This window comes from Halomonas sp. Cn5-12 (assembly GCF_021532545.1).
GTDB lineage: Bacteria > Pseudomonadota > Gammaproteobacteria > Pseudomonadales > Halomonadaceae > Vreelandella > Vreelandella aquamarina.
Genome location: NZ_JAKGAY010000006.1, coordinates 97218 through 119241, shown reverse-complemented (window position 1 = coordinate 119241; position 22024 = coordinate 97218). Strand labels below are relative to the sequence as shown.

The following is a 22024-nucleotide window of genomic DNA, read 5'->3' as shown; positions in this document are numbered from 1 at the left end:
CATTAGCTCTTAGAGGCGTAGGCGTACAGCAGGGTTTCCTGAGCGCTGATCGCGTCGCCGCTGCCGGGGTCCTGTAGCTGGTAGCTACCGTCGCTCTGTAACAGCCAACTTTGGCAGTTGTCTACGAGGTAGGTCTCCAGGTCTTTGCGAACGCGGGTGGCGAGTTTCTTATCCAGCAGCGGGAAGCAGGTCTCTACCCTGTGGAACATATTGCGCGACATAAAATCCGCGCTGGAGCACCAGGTTTCTGGCTTGCCGTCGTTATGGAAGTGGAACACCCGGGTGTGCTCAAGGAAGCGGCCAATGATCGAGCGTACGCGAATATTGTCGGATACGCCGGGGATGCCCGGCTTCAGGCAGCACATGCCGCGAATGATCAGATCGCACTCCACGCCCGCTTGAGAGGCGCGATATAGCGCTTTGATCAGCTTGGGTTCGGTCAGCGAGTTGCACTTGATGATGATATGGCCGCGTTTTCCTTTACGTGCCACCTGGGCTTCCCGATCAATCATCTCGACTAAGCGCTCGTGCAGCGTAAAAGGCGCATGTAGCAGCGTATCAATCTTGCGTGCCCTGCCCATGCCCGAGAGCTGCTGAAAGACTTTATGCACATCCGCGCATAGGGCTGTGTTGGCGGTCAGCAGGCTGTAATCGGTGTAGAGCTTGGCAGTTTTGGAGTGATAGTTGCCGGTGCCCAGGTGCGCGTAGTGGCGCAGCTCACCTTTTTCTCGGCGCACGATATGCAGCATCTTGGCGTGGGTCTTGTAAGCCATAATGCCGTAAATCACGATCGCGCCTGCTTCTTGCAAACGTGACGCTAGCTGCAGGTTATCCGCCTCGTCGAAGCGCGCCCGCAGCTCAATCACCACCGTCACCTCTTTACCCTGACTAGCAGCGTCGACCAGCGCGCTGACGATGGGGGAGTCTGAGCCGGTGCGGTAAAGCGTTTGCTTGATGGCCAGCACATCCGGGTCCCGGGCGGCTTCCCGCAGCAAATCCTCAATGGGAGAGAAGGACTGGAAGGGGTGGTGCAGCAATATATCGCTTTTAGCAATGGCACTAAACAGACTGCCGCCTTTCAGCGCTTTGGGCACGCTGGGGGCAAACGGGCGGTAGAGCAGCTCGGGCCGGTCCACATCGCCCAATACCGCCATCATGCGGGTCAGGTTGACAGGCCCCCTTACGCGGTACAGGTCACCGCTTTCCAGGTCGAACTGGCGGAGCAGGAAGCTGGTTAAATCGTCGGGGCAATTATCGGCAACCTCTAAGCGCACGCCGCTGCCGTAGCGCCGGGCCAGCAGCTCCCCACGCAGGGCCGAGGCAAGATCGGATACCTCTTCAGGATCAACGGTCATGTCCGCGTTGCGGGTCAGGCGGAACTGGTAGCAGCCCTGCACGCGCATGCCAGGAAAGAGCTCTTCGGCATGGGCGTGAATCATTGACGATAAGAATACGTACTCAGAGAAGCCTTCGGCGCAAAGCTCCTTGGGCAGCGCCATTAGGCGCGGCAGCGAGCGTGGGGCGGGCAGAATCGCCATGCCGCCCGCTCGGCCAAAGGCATCTTTGCCTTCAAGTTCGACAATAAAGTTGAGGCTCTTATTCACCAGCCGTGGGAACGGGTGTGATGGGTCCAGGCCAATGGGGCTAATCACCGGCATGATTTCGTTATCGAAAAAGTCTCGCACCCAAGCTTTTTGAGCGTCGGTCCACTGGTCGCGGCGGCGGAAACGCAGCCCTTGGGCTTCTAGTGCAGGCAGTAGCGTGTCGTTGAGAATCTCGTACTGACGGGCAATCTGTTGGTGAGCAATCTCGGAAATCTCAGCCAGCACGGCTTTGGGCAGGCGGCCATCAGCAGCGGGGGTGTCATCGCCCAAGGCCATTTGATGTTTTAATCCCGCCACACGAATCTCGAAAAACTCATCCATGTTGGAGGAGAAAATCAGCAGGAACATTAGCCGGTTGAGCAGTGGGTGCGCATCGTCTAACGCCTGCTCTAATACACGAATATTAAACTGTAGGTGAGAAAGCTCGCGGTTAAAGTAGAGCTGCGGATCGTCAAGGTCAGCTTCAGTATGTGACTCTTTTGCTTGAACCCCGGTGGGTGTGCGGTTAATACGCAGCGGTGCAATATCGGCTTCGCCGCTCATTTGCTCATTGGGCGGTACTGGTAATGCTGGCGTGGAATCTATAGCGTTGTCGTCCATGGTTGCCCCCCGTGGTAGTGGCTCGTACTCATCATAGCGTTTTAATGTTTATTAGGGTGAGTATGCAGGGGGAAGATGACAAATAGGTGTCACCGATTTGTCATCTTAATGGCATAAATGACGGTTAACGCTGCAGCAGGCGAGCGGCCTCTAGGGCAAAGTAGGTCAAGATGCCGTCGGCCCCAGCGCGCTTAAAGCACATCAGCGACTCCAGAATCACTGGCTCCGCTTCTAGCCAGCCGTTATCGAACGCTGCACGGTGCATGGCGTACTCACCGCTGACCTGGTAGGCAAAGGTAGGCACTTGGAACTCGCTTTTCACTCGGCGTACCATATCCAGGTAGGGCATGCCCGGTTTGACCATGACCATGTCGGCACCTTCGGCAATGTCCATGGCCACTTCGTGCAGCGCTTCATCGCTGTTGGCAGGGTCCATCTGATAGGTACGCTTGTCCGCTTTGCCCAGATTGGCGGCTGAGCCGACCGCATCGCGGAAGGGGCCGTAATAGTGGGAAGCATACTTGGCGCTGTAGGCCATAATGCGCACGTTATGCAGATGCTCCTGCTCCAGCACTTGGCGAATGGCACCAATGCGGCCATCCATCATATCGGAAGGGGCCACTACATCGGCGCCTGCTTCCGCGTGGGAGAGCGCTTGTTTGAGCAGAGTGTCGACGGTGCGATCGTTTTGAACGTACCCCTGCTCATCGAGAATGCCGTCCTGGCCGTGACTGGTGTAAGGGTCCAGCGCCACATCGGTAATGATCCCCAGCTCGGGCAGCGCCTGTTTGAGCGCACGCACGCTGCGCTGTACGAGGCCACTGGCGTTGTACGCCTCTTCGGCCAGCTCGCTTTTCTGCTCAGGGCCAATCACCGGGAACAGCGCCAGTGCGGGAATACCCAGCGCATAGGCTTCGCGGGCCTGCTCAATCAGCAGATCAATCGAGAGGCGCTCGACGCCGGGCATGGAGGCCACCGCTTCACGCTGATTTTCACCTTCCAGAACAAAGACCGGCAGGATAAGGTCGTTGGGCGTTAGCGTCGACTCTTGCATCAAGCGGCGCGAGAAGTCATCCCGACGCATACGGCGCATTCGGGTAGCGGGGAAGTGGCGTGGGCTTGAGGTATTCAACGGCTCTCTCCAGGCAATCGCATCGTGGGCGCCCCGTGTATCAGGGCTTGGTGGGAGTATATCAGGCATGCCGTACAGCGAAAGCCGCCTTGTGGCGGCAATAGAGACTGACTAAAGTGAGCCATTCAGCCACAGAGATGACTTGGACAAGGAGATAGGTATGACGAAGCAGGTAGCAATCGTATTGGCGGGTTGTGGCGTGTTTGATGGCTCGGAAATTTACGAGACCACCCTGACGCTGTTACGCCTTGACCAGCTGGGGATCGGTTATCGCTGCTTTGCCCCGGATGTGGCTCAGCACCATGTGATTAATCACCTAGACCAAGCGCCGGTAGAGGGCGAAACCCGCAATGTGCTGCAGGAGTCTGCCCGTTTGGCCCGTGGTGATATTAGCCCGATTACCGAGCTTGATTCTGATGAGTTCGATGCAGTGATCGTGCCGGGTGGTTTTGGGGTGGCTAAAAACCTCTCTGATTTCGCCATGCAGAGCGACAGCATGCAGGTATTGGAGAGCGTCAAAGAGGCGTTAGCCGGATTTAAAGAGGATGCCAAGCCCATCGGTTTAATGTGCATTGCCCCGGTGATGGTTCCGCGCCTGTTGGGCGATGGCATTGCGGTCACCATTGGGCATGATCCGGGCGTCGCCGGGGCCATTAGCGCGATGGGTGGCCTGCATCGCAGCTGTGGCGTAGAAGAGATTGTGGTGGATCATGAGCATCGTGTAGTGACAACGCCAGCGTATATGCTCGCTACGCGTATCAGTGAAGCCGCTACCGGTATTTTTAAGCTGGTAGACCGCATTGATGAAATGATGGGCTAAGTGTCAGCGCTTAGTAGGGGAAAAGCCTCTGTCATCCTGGGATGACAGAGGCTTTTTAGTACCGGGCACGCAGAGAGCTTACGACTCCTGATCTTCGGCGTCTGCTTCTGCGCGGCGCTTGCGGACCAAGCGGCCAAAGAGCAAACCAACCTCATATAAAAGATACATAGGGATCGCTAGCAGGCTTTGGGATATGACATCCGGCGGTGTCAGTAGCATACCCACCACAAAGCAGCCTAAAACAATGTAAGGTCGCTTTTTGGAGAGACTCTCAACGGTTGTGGCACCAGATAAAATCAGCAGGAAGGTGGCAATGGGAATCTCAAAGGCCACCCCAAACGCAAAGAACAGCTTCAGTACAAAGTTGAGGTACTGGTTGATGTCGGTCATTACCGCAACGTTTTCCGGGCCGGTTTGGGTGAAAAACTCAAACAGCAACGGAAACACCACGTAGTAAGCAAAGGCCGCACCGGCATAAAACAACGCCACGCTGGATACTAAAATCGGTATGGCCAACATTTTTTCGTTGTCGTAAAGCCCTGGCGCGACGAAGGCCCAGGCCTGATGCAGCACAAAGGGGATAGCAATAAAGACCGCCACCACCAGGGTGAGCTTGAACGGCGCTAAGAAGGGAGAAGCCACCTCGGTGGCAATCATCTGTGAGCCTTCTGGGAGCAGCGACATCAGTGGGTCGGCCACAAAACTGTAGATGTCGTTCGCAAACGCGTAAAGCCCCAGAAACACCACCAGAATTACCACAATGGCCTTCATCAAGCGCGAACGCAGTTCGATGAGATGCTCAATGAGAGGCGCTTGGCTTTGGTCGTTATGCGGCTCCGGGGAATCGCCAGACATACTCATTGGTGGTTGCTATCCTTTTGATGATCGGCCTTGTCAGTGGGGGCTGGGGTATCTTCACGCACCGTTTGCAGCGCGTCGTCTAGCCGGGCACTGGCGCTTGCTACTCGCTGCTCGGTCGCTTGCTGATTAGCGGTCGCATTGCTGCTGGGCGAGGGAGACTCGGCAATGCTCTCCACGTCCTGCTTGGCTTTCTTCAAGCTATCGTCGAGCTTCTTCTGCTGCTCGTTCAGCTTTTGCCGCAGCTCTTCCGCTTCCAGTTGGGCGCTGATCTCACGCTGCATGCCGGATACCGTACGCTTGATCTTGCCGATCCATAGCCCCGTCGTGCGTGCTGCTTTGGGGAGCCGCTCAGGGCCGAGCACTAGCAGCGCCACGATGCCAATGAGCATGAGTTCAAGGAAACCGATATCCAGCATGGCTTATTTGCGCTCTTCGTCGCGGTCGGCAGCGGCTCGTTTCTCTTCGGCCTGCACATCGTAAGTGTTGCCCACGTCTTCGTGGCTCACCTTGGCCTGAGGCTGATCGGCATCTTTCTTGTCGCCTTCTTTCTCCTCGTCGTGCATGGCTTTCTTAAAGCCCTTCACTGCACCGCCAAGGTCGGTGCCCACGTTACGCAGTTTTTTAGTGCCGAAAATCAGGATGATAATGCCCAGAACAATCAGCAACTGCCAAATACTGATACCACCTAACATATGCATTTCCTCATTGGAGCAGGGTTAACGTTGTGATCGGGACGCTTTTTCGTCGTGACCAGAGACCCCGAACCGTCGAGCGAGCTCATCGAGTACTCGCTGGTGGTCGAGATCCAGATGCGACAGCATGACAAGGCTATGAAACCACAGGTCGGCCGTTTCGGCGATCAACGCTTCACGGGCCTCGTCGCTGCCGTGCTCGGCGTCTTTGGCCGCCAGCAGCGTTTCGGTGGCTTCTTCGCCGACTTTTTCGAGTATCTTGTTCAAACCCTTATGATGCAAGGAGGCAACATAAGAATCTTCTGGATTAGCGTGGCGGCGCTGCTTTAAAACCTCAGCAAGGGCGTCAAGCACAGGAACATGGTTAGCGTCGGTCATGGTGTTCTCTTTATCAATCGGCGGCGTCGTTTCGTCAAGTGATTGCATCGTGTCAGTGCCAAAGCAGCAGGATTAAGCCGGCACCCGCAGCCGCGAGTATCGGCCAATCCTGAGTGGCAGCCCAACTACTGAGTGGCTGCCAAGCCAGCGCAATAGCGACTAGGGCCAAGCCAATGCGCAGCCGGTGCTGGCGCTTACCTTGCTGACTCATTTGGCGGCGCATCTGGCTGATCGCTGTCACTTGCTGATGGCGCTGACGGTGCTCATGCTCCATGCGGCTAAGCGCCTGATGGGCAAGCACCGGTAGTTCGGGCAGTTGATGAGAAAGCTCCGGCGCTTGGCGCTTGAGGGACTCCCACAGCCCGCCAATGCCTGCCCGCTCTTTCATCCACTTCTCTAAATAGGGCTTGGCGGTGCTCCATAAGTCCAGCTCTGGATAGAGCTGGCGGCCCAGGCCTTCAATATTGAGTAGCGTCTTTTGCAGCAGCACCAATTGGGGCTGCACTTCCATATTAAAACGCCGAGCGGTCTGGAAAAGCCCGAGCAGCACCTGTCCAAAAGAGATGTCCTTGAGCGGCTTCTCTAAAATGGGCTCGCAAACTGTGCGGATAGCGGCGGCAAATTCGTTGGCGCGGGTGTTTTCACCTACCCAGCCCGATTCAATGTGCAGCGCAGCGACCTCGTAGTAATCCTGATGGAAAAACGCCAGCAGGTTACGGGCCAAGTAGTCCTGATCTTCCCGCGTCAAGCTGCCCACAATGCCGCAGTCAATCGCAATATATTGCGGGTTGTCTGGGTCATCGCAGTTCACAAAGATGTTGCCGGGGTGCATATCCGCATGGAAGAAGTTATCGCGGAACACCTGGGTGAAGAAAATTTCCACCCCGCGCTCGGCGAGCTTTTTCAAATTTGTGCCCCGTGCGATCAGGGTGTCTAAATCGGCGACCGGCACGCCGCGAATGCGCTCCTGCACCATGACGTGGCGTCGAGTGTAGGGCCAGTAAATGGTCGGCACAAACAGCAGCGGTGAGTCTTTGAAATTACGCTTGAGCTGCGAGGTATTGGCGGCCTCTTTGTAGAGGTCCAGCTCGTCGAACAGCGTCGCCTCGTAATCGCGGATTACTTCGACCGGCCGTAAGCGTCGGGCATCGGGCACTTTGGCCAGCAGCTTGGCGACCTGATACATCAAGCCCATGTCTTGACGCATGATGCGGTCAATGCCGGGGCGGATGATCTTGACCACCACGTCTTCGCCGCTGTGAAGTGTAGCGGCGTGGACTTGGGCAATTGATGCCGATGCCAATGGCACGCGATCAAAGGCGGCAAAGGCTTCTGCCAGCGTCATCTCCAGCTCGTTTTCTATCCGCGCGGCGGCTAGTTCGCCAGGGAAGGGCGGCACCTGATCCTGTAGGCGCTTCAGCTCGTCGGCGATATCTTCGGGCAGCAAGTCCCGGCGGGTAGAGAGCATTTGACCAAATTTAATAAAAATCGGCCCCAGCGCCTCTAGCGCCAAACGCAAACGCTCGCCGCGGCTACGCTGGCCCAGGGGCACTAGCTGCAGCGGCGACAGCTTCAGCAGCAAGCGCATCCATAGCGGTAGGCGTTCAGCGGGAATCAAAGTGTCTAAACGGTGCCGCGTGACGACCCAGACAATTTTAAACAGCCGCAGGCTCATCCGCGCTGCTCCTTAGGCGTTGATGGTTCCGCTGGCTGCGTGAGTCGCTTATGGAGACGGTTAAGTCGCGCTTCCAGACGGTCGGTGGCGATCTCAAGCTCGGTCAGGTGGTCGCGGAGCACGTCGCGCTGTTGGCGGCCGGGAAGCAGGCGAGCTTCCTCAAACACGTACTCCGATACGTCCTGCAGCAGCTCGTCTTTGGCACGCAGCCCCCAGCGGGCCGCACGTCTAATACCTTCCGCCAGTGAGTGGGCAGGCATATCGCCTAGCCAGCGCGCCAGCTCGCTCTCCCAATCAATATCCAGATCGAACAGCAGATCGCGGGTTGCTTCCAATAGGTGGATACGCCCGCGTACGGCCAGTTTCCCGTCGAACATCAGCCGCTCAATGGAAGCGCCGCTCAGCCATTCGGAGAGCGTTTCAGGCGTCAGTTCCACCACCGCATCAACGTCGGTCTCTTCCACCTCATCGCCATGTTGCAGATCAACGCCTGTCGCGTGGTAGCACAGAAGAAGCGCCAAATGAGGTTTCTCAAGCCGAACCAACAGCCGACTGCCCGCTAGCGCCGCCAGCCGCGCAGGTGCGGCTGGATCGCGGGCAAGTAGAGCATTTAACGTGCGTTCACATCCGGCCAGCAGCAGGGTCGGGGTGATTAGCATGCTGACCTCTGGTGCCAGAGGATGATTGCTTGATGCTGCTGTGTCATAACTTGATGCCGCGGTGAAGGGCGACGATACCGCCGGTCAGGTTGGTGTACTCGACCCGCTCAAGGCCCGCGGCTTCCATCATGCCTTTCAGGGTTTCTTGATCCGGATGCATGCGAATTGATTCGGCTAAGTAGCGATAGCTTTCGCCGTCACCCGCCACCAGCTCGCCCATTTTGGGCAGCAGGCGGAAAGAGTACTCATCGTAGGCCTTGGAGAGCAGCGGGTTGTTGGGCTTGGAGAACTCCAGCACCAGCAGGCGGCCGCCTGGCTTGAGTACCCGTGCCATAGAACGCAGCGCGGCATCTTTATCGGTGACGTTACGCAAGCCGAAGGCAATGGTAATACAGTCGAAGCTGTTATCCGGGAAGGGTAGGCACTCGGCGTTGGCTTGAACGTACTCCACGTTGCCACCTACGCCGTTATCCATCAGCTTGTCGCGGCCAACGCGTAACATGGAGGCATTGATGTCGGCCAAAACGACTTTGCCACGCGGGCCAACTAAGCGGGAGAACTTTAGGGTGAGATCGCCCGTGCCGCCAGCGATGTCCAGCACATGGTGCCCTGGGCGAACGCCTGCACGCTCAATGGTGAGTCGTTTCCAGACCCGGTGAATGCCCATGGACATCAGGTCGTTCATCACGTCATAGCGGGCGGCCACTGAGTGGAATACATCGGCCACGCGAGAGGCTTTCTCGTCGACCGGCACTTCTTGGTAGCCGAAATGGGTAGTGCGTTTTTCGGTGGGGCTCATGGGGCTTTAGCTCCCGAGTTCGAGGCGGTAGTTGTCGACCGTTAGGTCATCGCAATAAGTAGTTGGCAACATTGTAGCCTTCCCGACCCCGGCTTGTCTGCGCTTCACCTGGGGCACCGCGTCACAGCTGCTTGAATTGAATGCCCGCAGGCTCGCGGGAGGCCCCTGCCTCTTCCAAGCGTTTGAGATAGTTCTGCCAATAGGCATCTTGATGTGTGGCAAGGTCAAACAGGTAGTTCCAGCTAAACAAGCCGCTGTCGTGACCGTCATCAAAGTGCAGTTTGAGCGCGTAGTTACCGGCCTGGGTAATATTTTGCAGGCCGACTTCCTTTTTACCGACTTGCAGAACGGCCGTGTCACCGCCGTGGCCGCGCACTTCAGCTGAAGGGGAGTAAACCCTTAAAAATTCAACGGGTAGTCGATAGGTGTCACCGTTGGCATAGCCAAGCTCCAGCTCGCGAGCCTGCTTATGGTAGTGAACCCGTGTGGGTGTCGGGGCGTTCATAAATACGGGAACCTCGTGACGATAAGTAGCAAAAGCAGCCTGCCCGCAAAGCGGACAAGCTGCCGGTGGCTATACCGATAGTAGCGCTTACAGAATATAGCGCGACAGGTCTTCGTCGACCGCCAGTTCGCCTAGCTGAGCGTTGACGTAGTCAGCGTCGATCACCAAGGGGCTATCCATATCACCACCCTTGAACGAAGCCTCTTCCAATAGGCGCTCCAGCACGGTGTGCAGGCGGCGAGCACCGATATTCTCGGTGCCTTCGTTCACTTGCCAGGAGATTTCGGCAATACGCTCAATACCGTCCGGGGTGAACTCAAGATCCAGCCCTTCAGTTGCCAGCAGCGCTTGGTACTGCTTGGTCAGTGAGGCAGAAGGCTCGGTGAGAATCCGCTTGAAGTCGCCCGGCGTTAGCGCATCCAGCTCAACGCGAATCGGCAGGCGGCCCTGCAGTTCCGGAATGAGGTCTGAAGGGCGCGACAGGTGGAAAGCACCGGAAGCGATGAACAGAATGTGGTCGGTTTTGACCATGCCGTACTTGGTCGACACCGTCGAGCCTTCAATCAGCGGCAGCAGGTCACGCTGCACACCTTCCCGAGATACTTCGCCGCCGCTTGACTGGCCGCTGCCCTTGGCGACCTTGTCGATCTCGTCCAGGAACACGATGCCGTGCTGCTCGACGGCTTCCACGGCGCGGGCTTTGATCTCTTCTTCGTTGACCAGTTTGCCGGCCTCTTCATCACGTAGTAGCACCAGCGCTTCTTTCACGGTCACCCGGCGCTGCTCACGCTTCTGCTGGCCCATGTTGGAGAACAGGCTCTGCAGTTGGCTGGTCATCTCTTCCATACCCGGAGGGGTCATGATGTCGATGCCTTGGCCGTGGGAGGAGATCTCAATATCGATCTCTTTATCGTCCAACTGGCCTTCACGCAGCTTTTTGCGGAAGGTCTGGCGGGTGCTGCTATCTTCGCGGGGCTTATCTTCCTGGCCTCGGGGCGGCGGCAGCAGGGCGTCGAGTACACGGTCTTCAGCGGCGTCTGCGGCGCGGTGGCTAACTTCTTCTTTGGCGTACTCGCGGACCATCTTGATCGCCGCTTCCATCAGGTCGCGGATAATCGACTCGACGTCGCGGCCCACGTAGCCCACTTCGGTGAACTTGGTGGCTTCTACCTTGATAAACGGCGCACGGGCCAGCTTCGCCAACCGGCGGGCAATTTCGGTTTTACCCACGCCGGTGGGGCCAATCATCAGAATGTTTTTCGGCGTAACTTCCGGGCGCAGCTCGTCGTCGAGCTGCATACGACGCCAGCGGTTACGCAGGGCAATAGCCACTGCGCGCTTGGCATCTTGCTGGCCGATAATGTACTGATCCAGCGCATGGACGATTTCGCGGGGTGTCATCTGGGTCATTAAAGTGGCCTCAACGTTCGTTGATGTTCAGCTCTTCGAGCGTCACGTGGTGATTGGTGAATACGCAGATGTCACCAGCGATGGCGAGGGATTTTTCGGTAATCTCGCGAGCAGACAGCTCAGTATTTTCGAGCAGCGCGCGGGCGCTGGCCTGGGCAAAGTTGCCGCCTGAGCCAATCGCAATAATGCCGCGCTCTGGCTCAACCACATCGCCGTTACCGGTAATAATCAGCGAGGCGCTGTGGTCGGCCACGGCCAACAGGGCTTCTAAGCGGCGCAGCGCGCGGTCGGTGCGCCAATCTTTGGCAAGCTCAACTGCTGCCTTGGTTAAATGGCCCTGATACTTTTCAAGCTGCGCTTCAAAACGCTCAAATAGGGTAAACGCATCAGCGGTGCCACCGGCGAAACCGGCCAGCACTTTGCCACGGTAAAGGCGGCGTACTTTGCTGGCATTGCCTTTCATCACGGTGTTGCCAAGCGAGACTTGGCCATCGCCTGCGAGGGCTACTTGGTTACCGCGGCGAACGGAAACAATTGTGGTCATGGAGATAACTCCTTGGGGGAGACGCGCTCCCGATGACTGATCGGCCGCCTGGGCGGCCGTATAAAAAGCGATTCCCAACAAAATGCGGGCGGCTGATAAAAAATCAACCGCCCGCAAGCGAAAGCCATCAGATAAAGCGTGCCTGGCGCAGCTCAGCACGCTGTTAGTTAGTTCTGTAGCTGTATCAGCAGCGGCTCAATGCCTTGTGTGCTCATTAAGTCCTGAGCGCGGTTGAGCTCGCGGGTGTCGTCGTAGGGGCCAACCTGAACCCGGTGCCAGGTATCACCGTTGGCCTGCACTTCGCTGATCTGCGCTAGCAGGCTTAGGTTACGCAAACGACTGCGCAGCTGTTCGGCATCGCCAATCTCACGAAACGAAGCGGCTTGCAGCATATAGCGGCTGGGCGTGCTATTGCTGGCCGCGGGTGTCTGCTGAGCGGCAGCGGCCTGCTCGTTGGGGCGCGTGTTGGCGGCAATCACCTGAGCAATGGGGTCGTCAGCAGGCGTGCTGGTGGCGGTTTCTGTGCTATCGGTTGACGTGTCGGTTGCCGTATCGCTTGCGTCTGCATCACTGGCCGCTACGGTCGGGGGCGTGGTGGTCGAGGGAATCGCTCCGCCGGGGGCGATGACTTCGGTTTCAGGCAGCAGCGTGTAGAACTCGAACGTAGGCATGGAGGGCTCGGTGGGCGTTTCGGTTTGCCGCGCTGCGCTGCGCTCATCGCTACCCGCGGGTTTTGGCAGTACCGTCGCCTGAGGAACCTTCTGCTGATCTTGCCAGGGAGCAGTGCCGTGCTGGTGCTGGGCGAGGAAAAAACCAGCGGCGACCCCGACAATCCCCCACAGCCAGCCGGGAATGCGTAGCCCGCCCCCAGAGCGGCGGGCGGACTTACGCTGCGACGTGGCTCCACGGCGGGTGGGCTTAGTGCGCGGGCTGGCCATGAACTACATCTCCTCGGGTGCGCTAACACCCATAAGGTCCAGACCATTGCGCAGCACTTGGCGGGTTGCTAGGCCCAGGGCTAGGCGAGTGTTGCGCAGCGTGTCGTCATCGACCATCACTTTGACCGCGTTGTAGCAGGTGTGGAAGTCACCGGCCAAGTCCAGCAGGTACTGGGCGACTTGCTGCGGCTCGCGGTTCTTGGCGGCGTGTTCGACCACCTCCGGATAGCGGGCCAACCGGTTCAGCACCGCTTTCTCCTGATCGCTATCGAGCAGTGCCAAGTGGGCCGTGGCGATGCTGTGATCGAAGGGTTGGCCTGCCTCTTCGGCTTTGCGCAACATGCTGCACACCCGCGCGTGGGCATACTGAATGTAATACACCGGGTTGTCGTTGGACTGCGACCGGGCGAGGTCGATGTCAAAGGTCAACTGAGAGTCCGCGCGCCGTGCCGCCAGGAAGAAGCGCGTGGCGTCGCGGCCTACTTCATCAATCAAATCGCGGATGGTGACATAGCTGCCTGCGCGTTTGGACAGTTTTACCTCAACGCCTGAGCGGGTCACCATGACCATTTGGTGCAGCACGTAATCGGGCCAGCCCTTTGGGATACCCACTTCCAGCGCCTGTAGGCCTGCGCGTACGCGCGTGACGGTGGAGTGGTGGTCAGCCCCCTGCTCGTTGATCACGGTTTTAAAACCGCGCTGCCATTTGTTCAGGTGGTAGGCGACGTCGGGTAGGAAGTAGGTGTAGCCCCCTTCGCGCTTGCGCATCACACGGTCTTTGTCATCACCGAAGTCGGTGGTACGCAGCCACATGGCGCCGTCTTTTTCATAGGTGTGGCCGTTGGCGACCAGTTTTTCGACGGTGGCCTCGACCTTGCCATCCTCGTAGAGCGAGGACTCCAGGAAGTAAACGTCAAACTCGACGCCAAAGGCTTTGAGGTCTAGATCCTGCTCGCGGCGCAGCCAGGCAACGGCAAAGGCTTGAATGGCATCTAAATCATCCGCATCCGCTTTAGCCGTTACTTCGCGGTCATCGGCGGTGACCGTTTTGCCCGCCATATAGTCGTTGGCGACATCCACGATGTACTCGCCGCGATAGCCATCTTCCGGCCAGCTGGCATCGTCGGGGCCGAGGCCTTTAGCACGAGCCTGAACGGAAAGTGCTAAGTTCTTAATCTGAGCACCCGCGTCGTTGTAGTAGAACTCGCGGGTCACGTCGTAGCCCGTGGCTTCCAGCAGTCGGCAAAGGCTGTCGCCAATCGCCGCACCTCGGCCGTGGCCTACGTGGAGCGGGCCAGTGGGGTTGGCAGAGACAAACTCCACCTGCACTTTCTCGCCTTTGCCGATTAGGCTGCGGCCAAAAGCATCGCCACTATCCAGCACCTGAGCAACGATTTGTGCAGCGGCGTCCGTGGCGGCAAAGAAGTTGATAAACCCAGGACCCGCAATCTCAGTTTTTTGAATGGCATCGCTGGCGGGCAGGGCGGCGACGAGGGTGTCGGCCAGCTCGCGTGGCTTCATGCCGGAAGGCTTGGCCAACATCAGTGCGAGGTTGGTGGCGTAGTCGCCGTGGGCCTTGTCTTTGGTAGGGTCCACTTTGATCGTGGGCGTTAAGTCGTTGGGCAGCACGCCTTGGTGCTTAAGCGCGTCAACCGCGCCTTCGAGCAGAGAAATAATCGTATCTTTCATGTAAATATCCGGATGTCGTCGGTGGCGGCGTGTGCAGGCGCCCAGGTAATGCAGCGGCAAAGCGGTCATTATCGGCAATTGGCGCGCAGTTTCAAAGCCGTATTCCCTTAGGATAGGACTTGCGTTGGATACGAGCTCTGGCGGCTAGGCCAGGGTTTGTGGATCGATGTCAATCGACCAGCGCACTTTTCGCGCCTCGCGGTTAGCTTCTAGCCACTGCACCAGCCAGTTAGCGGCGGCGTGGCGGTGGCTACGTTTGTCAGCAGTGATCATGACATGAATGTGGTAGCGGTTTTGGCGACGCTCCATGGGGGCGGGCACGGGCCCCAGGCAGCGTACCGGCACATTGGCGTCCTTCAACCACTGGCGTAGCGCCTGGGCGGCCTGCTGGGCCAGCGCTAGGGCGGCGTGCTCTTGGGGGCTTTCGACACGTAGTAGGGCCATAAAGCTGAACGGTGGCAGTTTGGCAATGCGGCGCTCTTCCAGCAGGTTGCGGGCCAGCGCGCCGTAGCCATGTTCGGCCAGCTGGCCTAGGTGTGGGTCATCCGGGTGGAGAGTTTGCACCAGCACCCGGCCAGGGTGGGCGGCGCGGCCTGCGCGCCCCGCTACTTGCTCCAATAGCTGTGCGCTGTGCTCTAGGGCGCGAAAATCCGCCGCGTAGAGGCCGCCATCGGCGTTGACCACCACCACCAAGGTGACGTGGGGCAGGTGGTGGCCTTTGGCGAGCATTTGAGTACCCACCAGCAGGCAGGGCTCGCCGCGCTGAATCTCTTTGAGCACCTGCTCGAAGCTCTCTTTTTTGCGCGTGCTGTCGCGGTCAATACGGTGAACAGTGGTGTCAGGGAACAGCCCTTGTAGCGTCTCCTCGGTGCGCTCCGTGCCGCTACCCAGCGCACGTAAATCGCCGCTGCCGCACTCTGGGCAGGCATCCGGCAGGGCGCGGCGGCTGTCGCAGTGGTGGCAGGCCAGCAGCGGTGGCTGGCGGTGTAGCGTCATACGCGCATCGCACTGGCCACATTCGGCCATCCAGCCGCAGCTATGGCAGGCTAGGCTCGGCGCAAAGCCGCGCCGGTTGATGAAAATGAGCGCCTGCTTGCCCGCCGCGAGGGTGCTTTTGATGGCTTTGATGGCCCCCGGCAACAGCCCGCCTTGGCGACGTTGATGACGCAGGTCGATTAGCTCTAACTTAGCGGGCGGGTGACGGCTGGGCCGCTGAGTTAGCCGCAGGTGTCGATAAGCGCCCGTAAGCGCCTTCTGCAGGCTTTCAAACGAGGGCGTCGCGCTGCCCAGTAATAGGGGAATGCCGTGGTAGTGCGCCCTGGCAACAGCAAGGTCCCGTGCGTGGTAGCGCAGCCCGTCGTGCTGTTTATAGGAGCCGTCGTGCTCTTCATCGACGATGATCGCGCCGGGGTTTGCCAGCGGGGTGAAAATGGCCGAACGGGTGCCGATAATCACCAGTGCGCGGCCGTTGGCGGCGGCTTCCCATACATCTAAGCGCTCTGGGTCGGTAAGCCCGGAGTGCAGCGCCACCACCGGCACGCGAAAACGGCTTTTGAACCGCGCTAGCGTTTGTGGTGTGAGGCCAATTTCGGGCACGAGCACCAGGGACTGCTTTCCTTTGGCAGCGAGCGCTTCGATGAGCTGTAGGTAAATCTCGGTTTTGCCGCTACCGGTCACGCCTTCCAATAAACAGGGGTGGTAGCCGTCGAGTTTTTCATGCAGCACGGATAGCGCAGTGGCCTGTTCACGGTTGAGCGGCAGCGACGGGGAGGCGAGTAAGCTTCCGCCGGTGGGTTGAGCGGCGGTGAGGGTAATCTCTTGGGGTTGGGTAAAGCCTTTTTTTTGCAGCGCTAATAGCTGGTCTCGGGTGAAGCCGTGGGCGCTCACGGCGCGGCCCGGCAGCCCGTGAGGGTGCTGGCGAAGAAGCGCATAAAGCTCCGCCTGTTTAGGCGCGCGTGCCAGCGCTGTTTCATCGTTGGGTAGCGGAAGCCACAGGGTTTGGGTGCGCCCTGCCATAGGGTGGCCCTGGCGTAGCCTGGCGGGCATAGCGTGCTGCATGGTATCGCCCAGGCTGTGCTGGTAGTAACGCGCTGCAAACTGGCACAGCCACTGCCAGTCGCTGGGTAATGGGCCCTCATCCAGCGCTTCACCGATGGCCCGCAGCTGCGAGCGCGGTAATTCGCTGCCGGAAGCCAAAGACACCACCACTCCGACGACATCGCGGCGGCCAAACGGCACCCTTACCCGCAGCCCAGGCTGCCAGCCACAGGCGGGAGCCCTCGGTGCGGGTAAGTAGTCAAACAGGCGTCTTAGCGGCGACGGTAACGCGACCTTGAGCACCTGAAAAGCGCCCTTAGGCAGCCCAGGTGACGATGGCTGGGCAGAAACAGAATCGGACAATTGGCCTCCGGCGATTAGTTTGCTAGAATGCGCGGCCGCTCTGAATCTATCGGATGGAGCGGTTAACCGGTTAGCAGTTTTTCAAACCCGTATGCGGTGCCTGGCAACGGATCAGGTGGCGGCATATAGCTTATGAGGCTCAAGATGAAACAAGGTATCCACCCGAATTACAACACGGTCACCGCCAACTGTTCTTGCGGTGCAAGCTTCCAGGTCGGTTCTACCTCTGGTCAGGACTTCTCTCTGGACGTATGCTCCAACTGCCACCCGTTCTACACGGGCAAGCAGAAGCAAGCGACCACTGGTGGCCGCGTAGAGCGCTTCAACAAGCGTTTCGGCGCTGCTATCAAGCGCGGCTAATCCTAACGGATTAAGCCTATCGCAGGCACGCATTGTGCTCTGTGCAAAAGCCCACGCCACGGCGTGGGCTTTTTGTCCCTAAGGGACTACCCTTTTTATTAGCGTTCCTACTGCCTGAATGTGTTGCCACTTGCTTTACGGCACGTTGCTTGACGTGTTGCCCTCCTAACGCGGTTCTTTTTCTACTTACTTGGTCATCTTTTCCACAGGGTGTTTTGACAACCAGGTGTGGATAACTATGTGTTGCTCTTATTGGAATTTATTTCCAAAAATACTGCGCTGCATCAATAAGGAAACCTTTATAGCTGATGGCTGGATGCATAAGTTGCAGCAAATAACGTGGAAAAGTTCCGAAATGGAAGGGAATGTGGCTAAAACGATCGTTTCGTAGGTAAGTTTACTACGTGCTTGAGGCGCCTAGGTTTTTTCTATATTCTGATACAACTTTTCTACTTTAGGCTGATGAGACCTTTACTATGACGGATGCAAATAAGCAGGCAGCTTTGGATTATCACGCTAAGCCGATCCCCGGTAAGCTTTCCGTGGAGTTGACCAAGCCCACCGCGACAGCTCGGGATTTGGCGCTAGCGTATAGCCCAGGCGTTGCTGAGCCGGTTCGCGAAATCGCTCGCGAAGCGGAAAATGCGTACCGTTATACCGGCAAAGGTAACCTAGTCGCGGTTATTTCAGATGGCAGTGCGATTCTGGGTTTGGGCAACCTTGGCCCGCTGGCTAGTAAGCCGGTGATGGAAGGTAAAGGCGTGCTGTTCAAGTGCTTTGCGGGCATTAACTCCGTTGATATCGAAGTAGACGCTGAAAGCCCGCAGGCGTTTATCGACACCGTTGCCCGCATTGCCGACACCTGGGGCGGTATTAACCTGGAAGATATCAAAGCGCCTGAGTGCTTTGAGATCGAAAAGACGTTAGTTGAACGCTGCAACATCCCTGTATTCCACGATGACCAGCACGGCACGGCAATTGTGACCGCTGCGGGCATGCTCAACGCGCTGGATATCGCGGGCAAGCGGATTGAAGACGTGAAAATCGTCTGCATGGGCGCCGGGGCGGCTGCTATTGCTTGTATGCGCCTGCTGATCTCCTGCGGTGCTAAGAAAGAGAACTTAGTGATGCTGGATCGTCGTGGCGTCATTCACACTGAGCGTGACGGCATCAACGAGTACAAAGCGGAGTTCGCCCGCGATACCGACATGCGCACGCTGGACGATGCCATCGACGGCGCGGACGTGTTTATCGGCCTCTCTGGCCCGGGCCTGCTCTCTGCAGATCAGGTGAAGAAAATGGCCGCTGACCCGGTGATTTTCGCCTGCACCAACCCCGACCCGGAAATTCACCCGGACGTAGCCCGCGAAGCGCGCCCGGATGTGATCATGGCCACCGGCCGTTCGGACTTCCCGAACCAGGTGAACAACGTGCTGGGCTTCCCGTTCATCTTCCGCGGCGCGCTGGATGTGCGCGCCACGCGTATCAACGAAGCCATGAAGCTGGCGGCGGTGCATGCACTGAAAGACCTGGCCCGCGAGCCGGTTCCCCAGGAAGTGCTGAACGCCTACGAGCGTACCGAGATGAGCTTCGGGCGTGATTACATCATCCCCACGCCGGTGGATATCCGTCTGCTGGCGCGCGTGTCATCTGCAGTGGCCCAGGCAGCGGTCGACTCTGGCGTGGCCCGCAAGCCGTACCCGGCTCACTACCCGCTGAAAACCATTAATGACGTGTATGGTGGGTAATTAACAAGGCCACTTAGGTCAGGGCAGCCCGTAACGGGGGTCTTTCGCCATGGCCGAAAAATGCTCCCTGCAATTTCGGTATTTCCACCATCCATGGCGGTCAGATGGCGAAAGTAGCGCCCAAGGACGGGTTTACAGCGCCCCCCGTCTAGGGTTGTGCTGACCGGTATTTTACAACGCCCGCACACTGCGGGCGTTGCTGTTTTTAGAGGTGTTTAGAGCAGAGGTTCAAGACTGCGGATAGCGCACCAACCCCTCCTGCGCCGTCGTGGCGACTAAACGCCCATCGCGGCGATAAATATGGCCCCTCGCCAAGCCCCGTGCGCCACCACTCCAGGGGGAGTCGATGGCGTACAGCAGCCACTCATCTAGCCGCGTATCTTCGTGCAACCAAATCGCATGGTCGAGACTGGCAATGCGCAGTTTCGGGTCGGTGTACTTGATGCCATGAGGAATCAGTCCGGTGGTCAGCAGGTTGAAATCTGACGCATAAGAGAGCAGATGACGATGCAGTGTCGGGTCATCCGGGAGCGGTCCACCTGCAAAGCGGAACCACAGGCACTGACCGGCCGGTGACGCGCTGTCCGGCTTATCCTTCAAGTGCAAAAACTCGATAGGGTGGCCGGGGAAGCGCGCGTGTTTGGCATCGCCGCTCTCTATAAGCGCTTCCGGCGTGGGCACTTCTGGCATGGCCCGCTGATGATTGATGCTCTCTTCAGCGCTCTGAAAAGAGGCGCTGCAGAAAAAGATCGGTCGCCCTTTCTGAATAGCCGTCACCCGCCGTGTGGTAAAGCTGCCGCCGTCGCGAATGGTATCGACCTGATACACCACCGGGCGGTGCGGGTCGCCTGGGCGCAAAAAATAGCCGTGCTGGGAGTGCGGGCGGCGTTCATCCGGCACCGTGCGCGCCGCTGCGGCCAGTGCCTGGCCCAACACTTGGCCGCCATACAGTTGGGGAAAGCCTAAATCTTGGCTCTGGCCTCGAAATAGCGTCTCTTCAAGGGTTTCAAGCTCTAACAAGTTGACCAGTGACTTCAGCGCGTCGTTCATTCTCTGTATCCTTGGTGCTGTCTGTTTTCCCGCCGATGATTGCAAGTATACCCAGTGCGGCCATCACGCTATTAAAACGATCGTTTTGCTACCTTAGCGGAGTTTGCCTTGATACGCAGCGATGAATTTTACATGCACCGCGCTATGGACCAAGCGCACCTGGCGTTTACCAACGGAGAAGTGCCGGTGGGCGCGGTGGTGGTGGATACCCAGGGGGAGATTATTGGTGCTGGCCACAATGCACCGCTGGCAAGCTGCGACCCCAGCGGCCACGCCGAGGTGCGTGCGCTACGCGAGGCGGGGCAGCGGCTGGGCAACTACCGTTTAGAGGGCTGTACGCTGTTTGTAACGCTAGAGCCCTGCATGATGTGCGCAGGCACCATGGTGCATGCGCGCATTGCCCGTTTGGTATACGGCGCGCCCGAGCCACGCACGGGCATGGTGGAGTCAAAGGCCAACCTGCTTGCTCAGCCCTGGTTTAATCATCAGATAGAGATTACGGGCGGCGTGCTAGCAGTGCCGGCCAAAAGGCTGCTCAAGCAGTTTTTCGCTGAAAAACGTTAGCGCGCGATTACTGCTCAACCGGCGGAATAATATCGAACAGCAATAATGGTTCTTCACTGGCTGGCGTTTGCTCTAGCTGGAAAAACTGTTGTCGGCTGCGCTCCACATACTCAATCATCTCGTAGTAGCGGCGGATGTTGCGCACATAGATGACCGGCTCGCCGCCACGGGCATAGCCGTGGCGGGTTTGGCTATGCCACTCTCGTTCCTGTAAGAGCGGGAGCGCCGCACGAACGTCCTGCCAGCGATCCGGATCGCCGCCGCGCATCTCGGCAATCTTACGCGCATCGTAAAGGTGGCCAAGGCCTACATTGTAGGCTGCCATGGCCATGTAGAGCCGGTCATCCCCGGTAATGCTGTCTGGAAGCCGGTCTTTAATACTGCGCAGGTAGCGCGCGCCGCCATCAATACTCTGTGCAGCATCGGTGCGGTCGGCTACGCCCATTTCGCTGGCCGTGGGGTTGGTCAGCATCATCAGGCCGCGAACCCCGGTGGGGGATACAGCGGTCGGGTCCCAGTGCGACTCTTGATACCCGACGGCGGCCAGTAGCTTCCAATCAAAGCCGGTATCGCGGGCCGCTTGCTTGAATAGCTCGGTGTAGTTGGGCAGACGTTCGTCAAGGTGGGCGAGAAACGTTCGAGTGCCCACGTACTCAAGATAGTCATCGTGGCCAAAATAGCGACTTACCAACTGCTCCAGGGTGCCGTTCTCTTGCAGCTCCTGGAGAAATTGATTGGCGGCTTCTAATAATCCAAGTCCGCGGCCGCTAGGAACCGCCCAGGCCAGAGAGAGCGGCTCGCCTAAAAAGAAGCCGCGTTCGACGTTAGGGAAAAACAGCCGGTTCAAACGAAACTGATGATCAAAAATAATCGCCGCATCCAGGGTGCCGCTCTCTACCCGCGCCAGTAGTTCGGCCACTTCAAGCTCGTGAGACTCTTTCCAAGTAAGGCTGGGGTAGTCACGCTGCAGTGATAGCAGTGCCTGACTGGTGCCCGCTTCGCTTAGCGTGCCAAGTTCCAGGTCGACAAGATCTGCCGGTTCATCAATGCCGTTGAGCCCGCGGCGATACACCACCAGCGGCTGCATCTGAATGATGGAGCGGGTGTAGTGAATGCCTGGTGAATCCGCCAGCAGGGGGAGGGCCGCGGCACCTAAGTCGCCCTGCTCGCGCACGGCGGGGAGCACGCTCTCCGGGTGGTGGCTTGCGTTCAGGTTGAGGCTGACCCCCAGGTAGTCCGCAAAGCGGTGCATCAACTCATACTCAAAGCCAGTCGGCCCCTGGCGGCCTTCGTAATAGGTGGTAGGTGTGTTGCGAGTGTGAATAGTGATGAACTCTTTTGCATTAATTTGCGCTAAATGTTCACCGCTTGGTACCGACGAACTGCGCGGCACCAAAATAAGCAAAAGTGTCGCGATCATCGCGAAATACGCCCGGTAATAGGCGATAAAGTGTTGGTAAATCAATGTCGGTATGATGTCTTGTCAACATGGAACAGTCTGCCACGATACCCAGCCTGATAGACGCTGTCACCTTGTTGATTTCGTGTGGCCGTCGCTTTCCAGTATCATAGTGGGATTGCCGCTTTGCGGCCCGG

General features: G+C 58.2%; 21 protein-coding genes. 4 read left to right on the top strand and 17 right to left on the bottom strand.

Going from position 1 to position 22024, the window contains the following annotated elements; genetic code table 11:
• Positions 1–2 precede the first annotated feature (2 nt).
• Positions 3–2204, bottom strand: coding sequence for a polyphosphate kinase 1 (gene ppk1 / locus L1249_RS05650; RefSeq protein WP_235253443.1), 2202 nt, complete (start codon positions 2202–2204; stop codon positions 3–5).
• 124 nt (positions 2205–2328) lie between these two features.
• Positions 2329–3336: a porphobilinogen synthase gene (gene hemB, locus L1249_RS05645; RefSeq protein ID WP_044630485.1), complete on the bottom strand. Its 1008-nt coding sequence runs from the start codon at positions 3334–3336 to the stop codon at positions 2329–2331.
• Between the two features lie 160 nt (positions 3337–3496).
• Between hemB and elbB the strand changes: the two genes are divergently transcribed.
• Complete coding sequence (gene elbB / locus L1249_RS05640) at positions 3497–4156, top strand: isoprenoid biosynthesis glyoxalase ElbB (RefSeq protein ID WP_044630486.1); 660 nt, start codon at positions 3497–3499, stop codon at positions 4154–4156.
• Between the two features lie 78 nt (positions 4157–4234).
• Here elbB and tatC read toward each other — a convergent pair whose 3' ends face one another.
• The 13 genes from tatC to L1249_RS05575 all read right to left on the bottom strand — a co-directional run bounded on the left by tatC (position 4235) and on the right by L1249_RS05575 (position 16706).
• Positions 4235–5017: a twin-arginine translocase subunit TatC gene (tatC, locus tag L1249_RS05635; protein ID WP_062361953.1), complete on the bottom strand. Its 783-nt coding sequence runs from the start codon at positions 5015–5017 to the stop codon at positions 4235–4237.
• Positions 5014–5433 (bottom strand): Sec-independent protein translocase protein TatB, encoded by a 420-nt coding sequence (tatB, locus tag L1249_RS05630; RefSeq protein WP_235253442.1) that lies wholly within the window; start codon positions 5431–5433, stop codon positions 5014–5016. Before tatB ends, tatC begins: the two co-directional genes overlap by 4 nt.
• A gap of 3 nt (positions 5434–5436) precedes the next feature.
• Positions 5437–5709, bottom strand: a complete 273-nt coding sequence (gene tatA / locus L1249_RS05625; RefSeq protein WP_137093259.1) for a Sec-independent protein translocase subunit TatA — start codon at positions 5707–5709, stop codon at positions 5437–5439.
• A gap of 24 nt (positions 5710–5733) precedes the next feature.
• The gene (locus tag L1249_RS05620) at positions 5734–6087 is read right to left on the bottom strand and encodes a phosphoribosyl-ATP diphosphatase (protein ID WP_062374859.1); all 354 of its coding nucleotides are present in this window, start codon (positions 6085–6087) and stop codon (positions 5734–5736) included.
• Positions 6088–6139: 52 nt separating this feature from the next.
• Entirely contained in the window at positions 6140–7762 is a 1623-nt protein-coding gene (gene ubiB / locus L1249_RS05615; protein WP_235253441.1) for a ubiquinone biosynthesis regulatory protein kinase UbiB, read from the bottom strand.
• A complete protein-coding gene (locus tag L1249_RS05610; protein ID WP_044630491.1) occupies positions 7759–8421 on the bottom strand; it encodes a ubiquinone biosynthesis accessory factor UbiJ in 663 nt (220 codons plus the stop codon). Before L1249_RS05610 ends, ubiB begins: the two co-directional genes overlap by 4 nt.
• 43 nt (positions 8422–8464) lie before the next feature.
• Positions 8465–9220 carry a bifunctional demethylmenaquinone methyltransferase/2-methoxy-6-polyprenyl-1,4-benzoquinol methylase UbiE gene (gene ubiE, locus L1249_RS05605; protein ID WP_062361961.1) on the bottom strand — a complete coding sequence of 252 codons (756 nt, stop codon included), beginning with the start codon at positions 9218–9220 and terminating at the stop codon, positions 8465–8467.
• Positions 9221–9341: 121 nt separating this feature from the next.
• On the bottom strand, positions 9342–9725 hold the full coding sequence (locus L1249_RS05600; protein WP_044630493.1) for a gamma-butyrobetaine hydroxylase-like domain-containing protein: 384 nt from the start codon (positions 9723–9725) through the stop codon (positions 9342–9344).
• Between the two features lie 87 nt (positions 9726–9812).
• Positions 9813–11135: an ATP-dependent protease ATPase subunit HslU gene (gene hslU / locus L1249_RS05595; RefSeq protein ID WP_062374819.1), complete on the bottom strand. Its 1323-nt coding sequence runs from the start codon at positions 11133–11135 to the stop codon at positions 9813–9815.
• A gap of 10 nt (positions 11136–11145) precedes the next feature.
• Positions 11146–11679: an ATP-dependent protease subunit HslV gene (gene hslV / locus L1249_RS05590; protein WP_044630495.1), complete on the bottom strand. Its 534-nt coding sequence runs from the start codon at positions 11677–11679 to the stop codon at positions 11146–11148.
• Positions 11680–11846: 167 nt separating this feature from the next.
• Positions 11847–12617: an SPOR domain-containing protein gene (locus tag L1249_RS05585; RefSeq protein ID WP_235253440.1), complete on the bottom strand. Its 771-nt coding sequence runs from the start codon at positions 12615–12617 to the stop codon at positions 11847–11849.
• A 3-nt stretch (positions 12618–12620) separates the two neighbouring features.
• A complete protein-coding gene (gene argS / locus L1249_RS05580) occupies positions 12621–14306 on the bottom strand; it encodes an arginine--tRNA ligase (protein WP_235253439.1) in 1686 nt (561 codons plus the stop codon).
• Positions 14307–14450: 144 nt separating this feature from the next.
• Positions 14451–16706 carry a primosomal protein N' gene (locus tag L1249_RS05575; protein ID WP_228168343.1) on the bottom strand — a complete coding sequence of 752 codons (2256 nt, stop codon included), beginning with the start codon at positions 16704–16706 and terminating at the stop codon, positions 14451–14453.
• A 144-nt stretch (positions 16707–16850) separates the two neighbouring features.
• On the opposite strand from L1249_RS05575, the gene rpmE reads away from it, so the two are divergent.
• Both rpmE and L1249_RS05565 read left to right on the top strand, forming a co-directional pair.
• Positions 16851–17066 (top strand): 50S ribosomal protein L31, encoded by a 216-nt coding sequence (gene rpmE, locus L1249_RS05570; RefSeq protein ID WP_044630499.1) that lies wholly within the window; start codon positions 16851–16853, stop codon positions 17064–17066.
• Between the two features lie 476 nt (positions 17067–17542).
• Complete coding sequence (locus L1249_RS05565) at positions 17543–18814, top strand: malic enzyme-like NAD(P)-binding protein (RefSeq protein ID WP_054645111.1); 1272 nt, start codon at positions 17543–17545, stop codon at positions 18812–18814.
• A 228-nt stretch (positions 18815–19042) separates the two neighbouring features.
• Here the strand turns inward: L1249_RS05565 and L1249_RS05560 are convergent, their stop codons facing one another.
• Positions 19043–19864: an acyl-CoA thioesterase gene (locus tag L1249_RS05560; RefSeq protein WP_062374825.1), complete on the bottom strand. Its 822-nt coding sequence runs from the start codon at positions 19862–19864 to the stop codon at positions 19043–19045.
• A gap of 111 nt (positions 19865–19975) precedes the next feature.
• Here L1249_RS05560 and tadA point away from each other — a divergent pair, with 111 nt between their 5' ends.
• Positions 19976–20428 (top strand): tRNA adenosine(34) deaminase TadA, encoded by a 453-nt coding sequence (gene tadA / locus L1249_RS05555; RefSeq protein ID WP_208596167.1) that lies wholly within the window; start codon positions 19976–19978, stop codon positions 20426–20428.
• A 7-nt stretch (positions 20429–20435) separates the two neighbouring features.
• Here tadA and mltF read toward each other — a convergent pair whose 3' ends face one another.
• On the bottom strand, positions 20436–21902 hold the full coding sequence (mltF, locus tag L1249_RS05550; protein ID WP_228168371.1) for a membrane-bound lytic murein transglycosylase MltF: 1467 nt from the start codon (positions 21900–21902) through the stop codon (positions 20436–20438).
• Between the last annotated feature and the right edge of the window lie 122 nt (positions 21903–22024).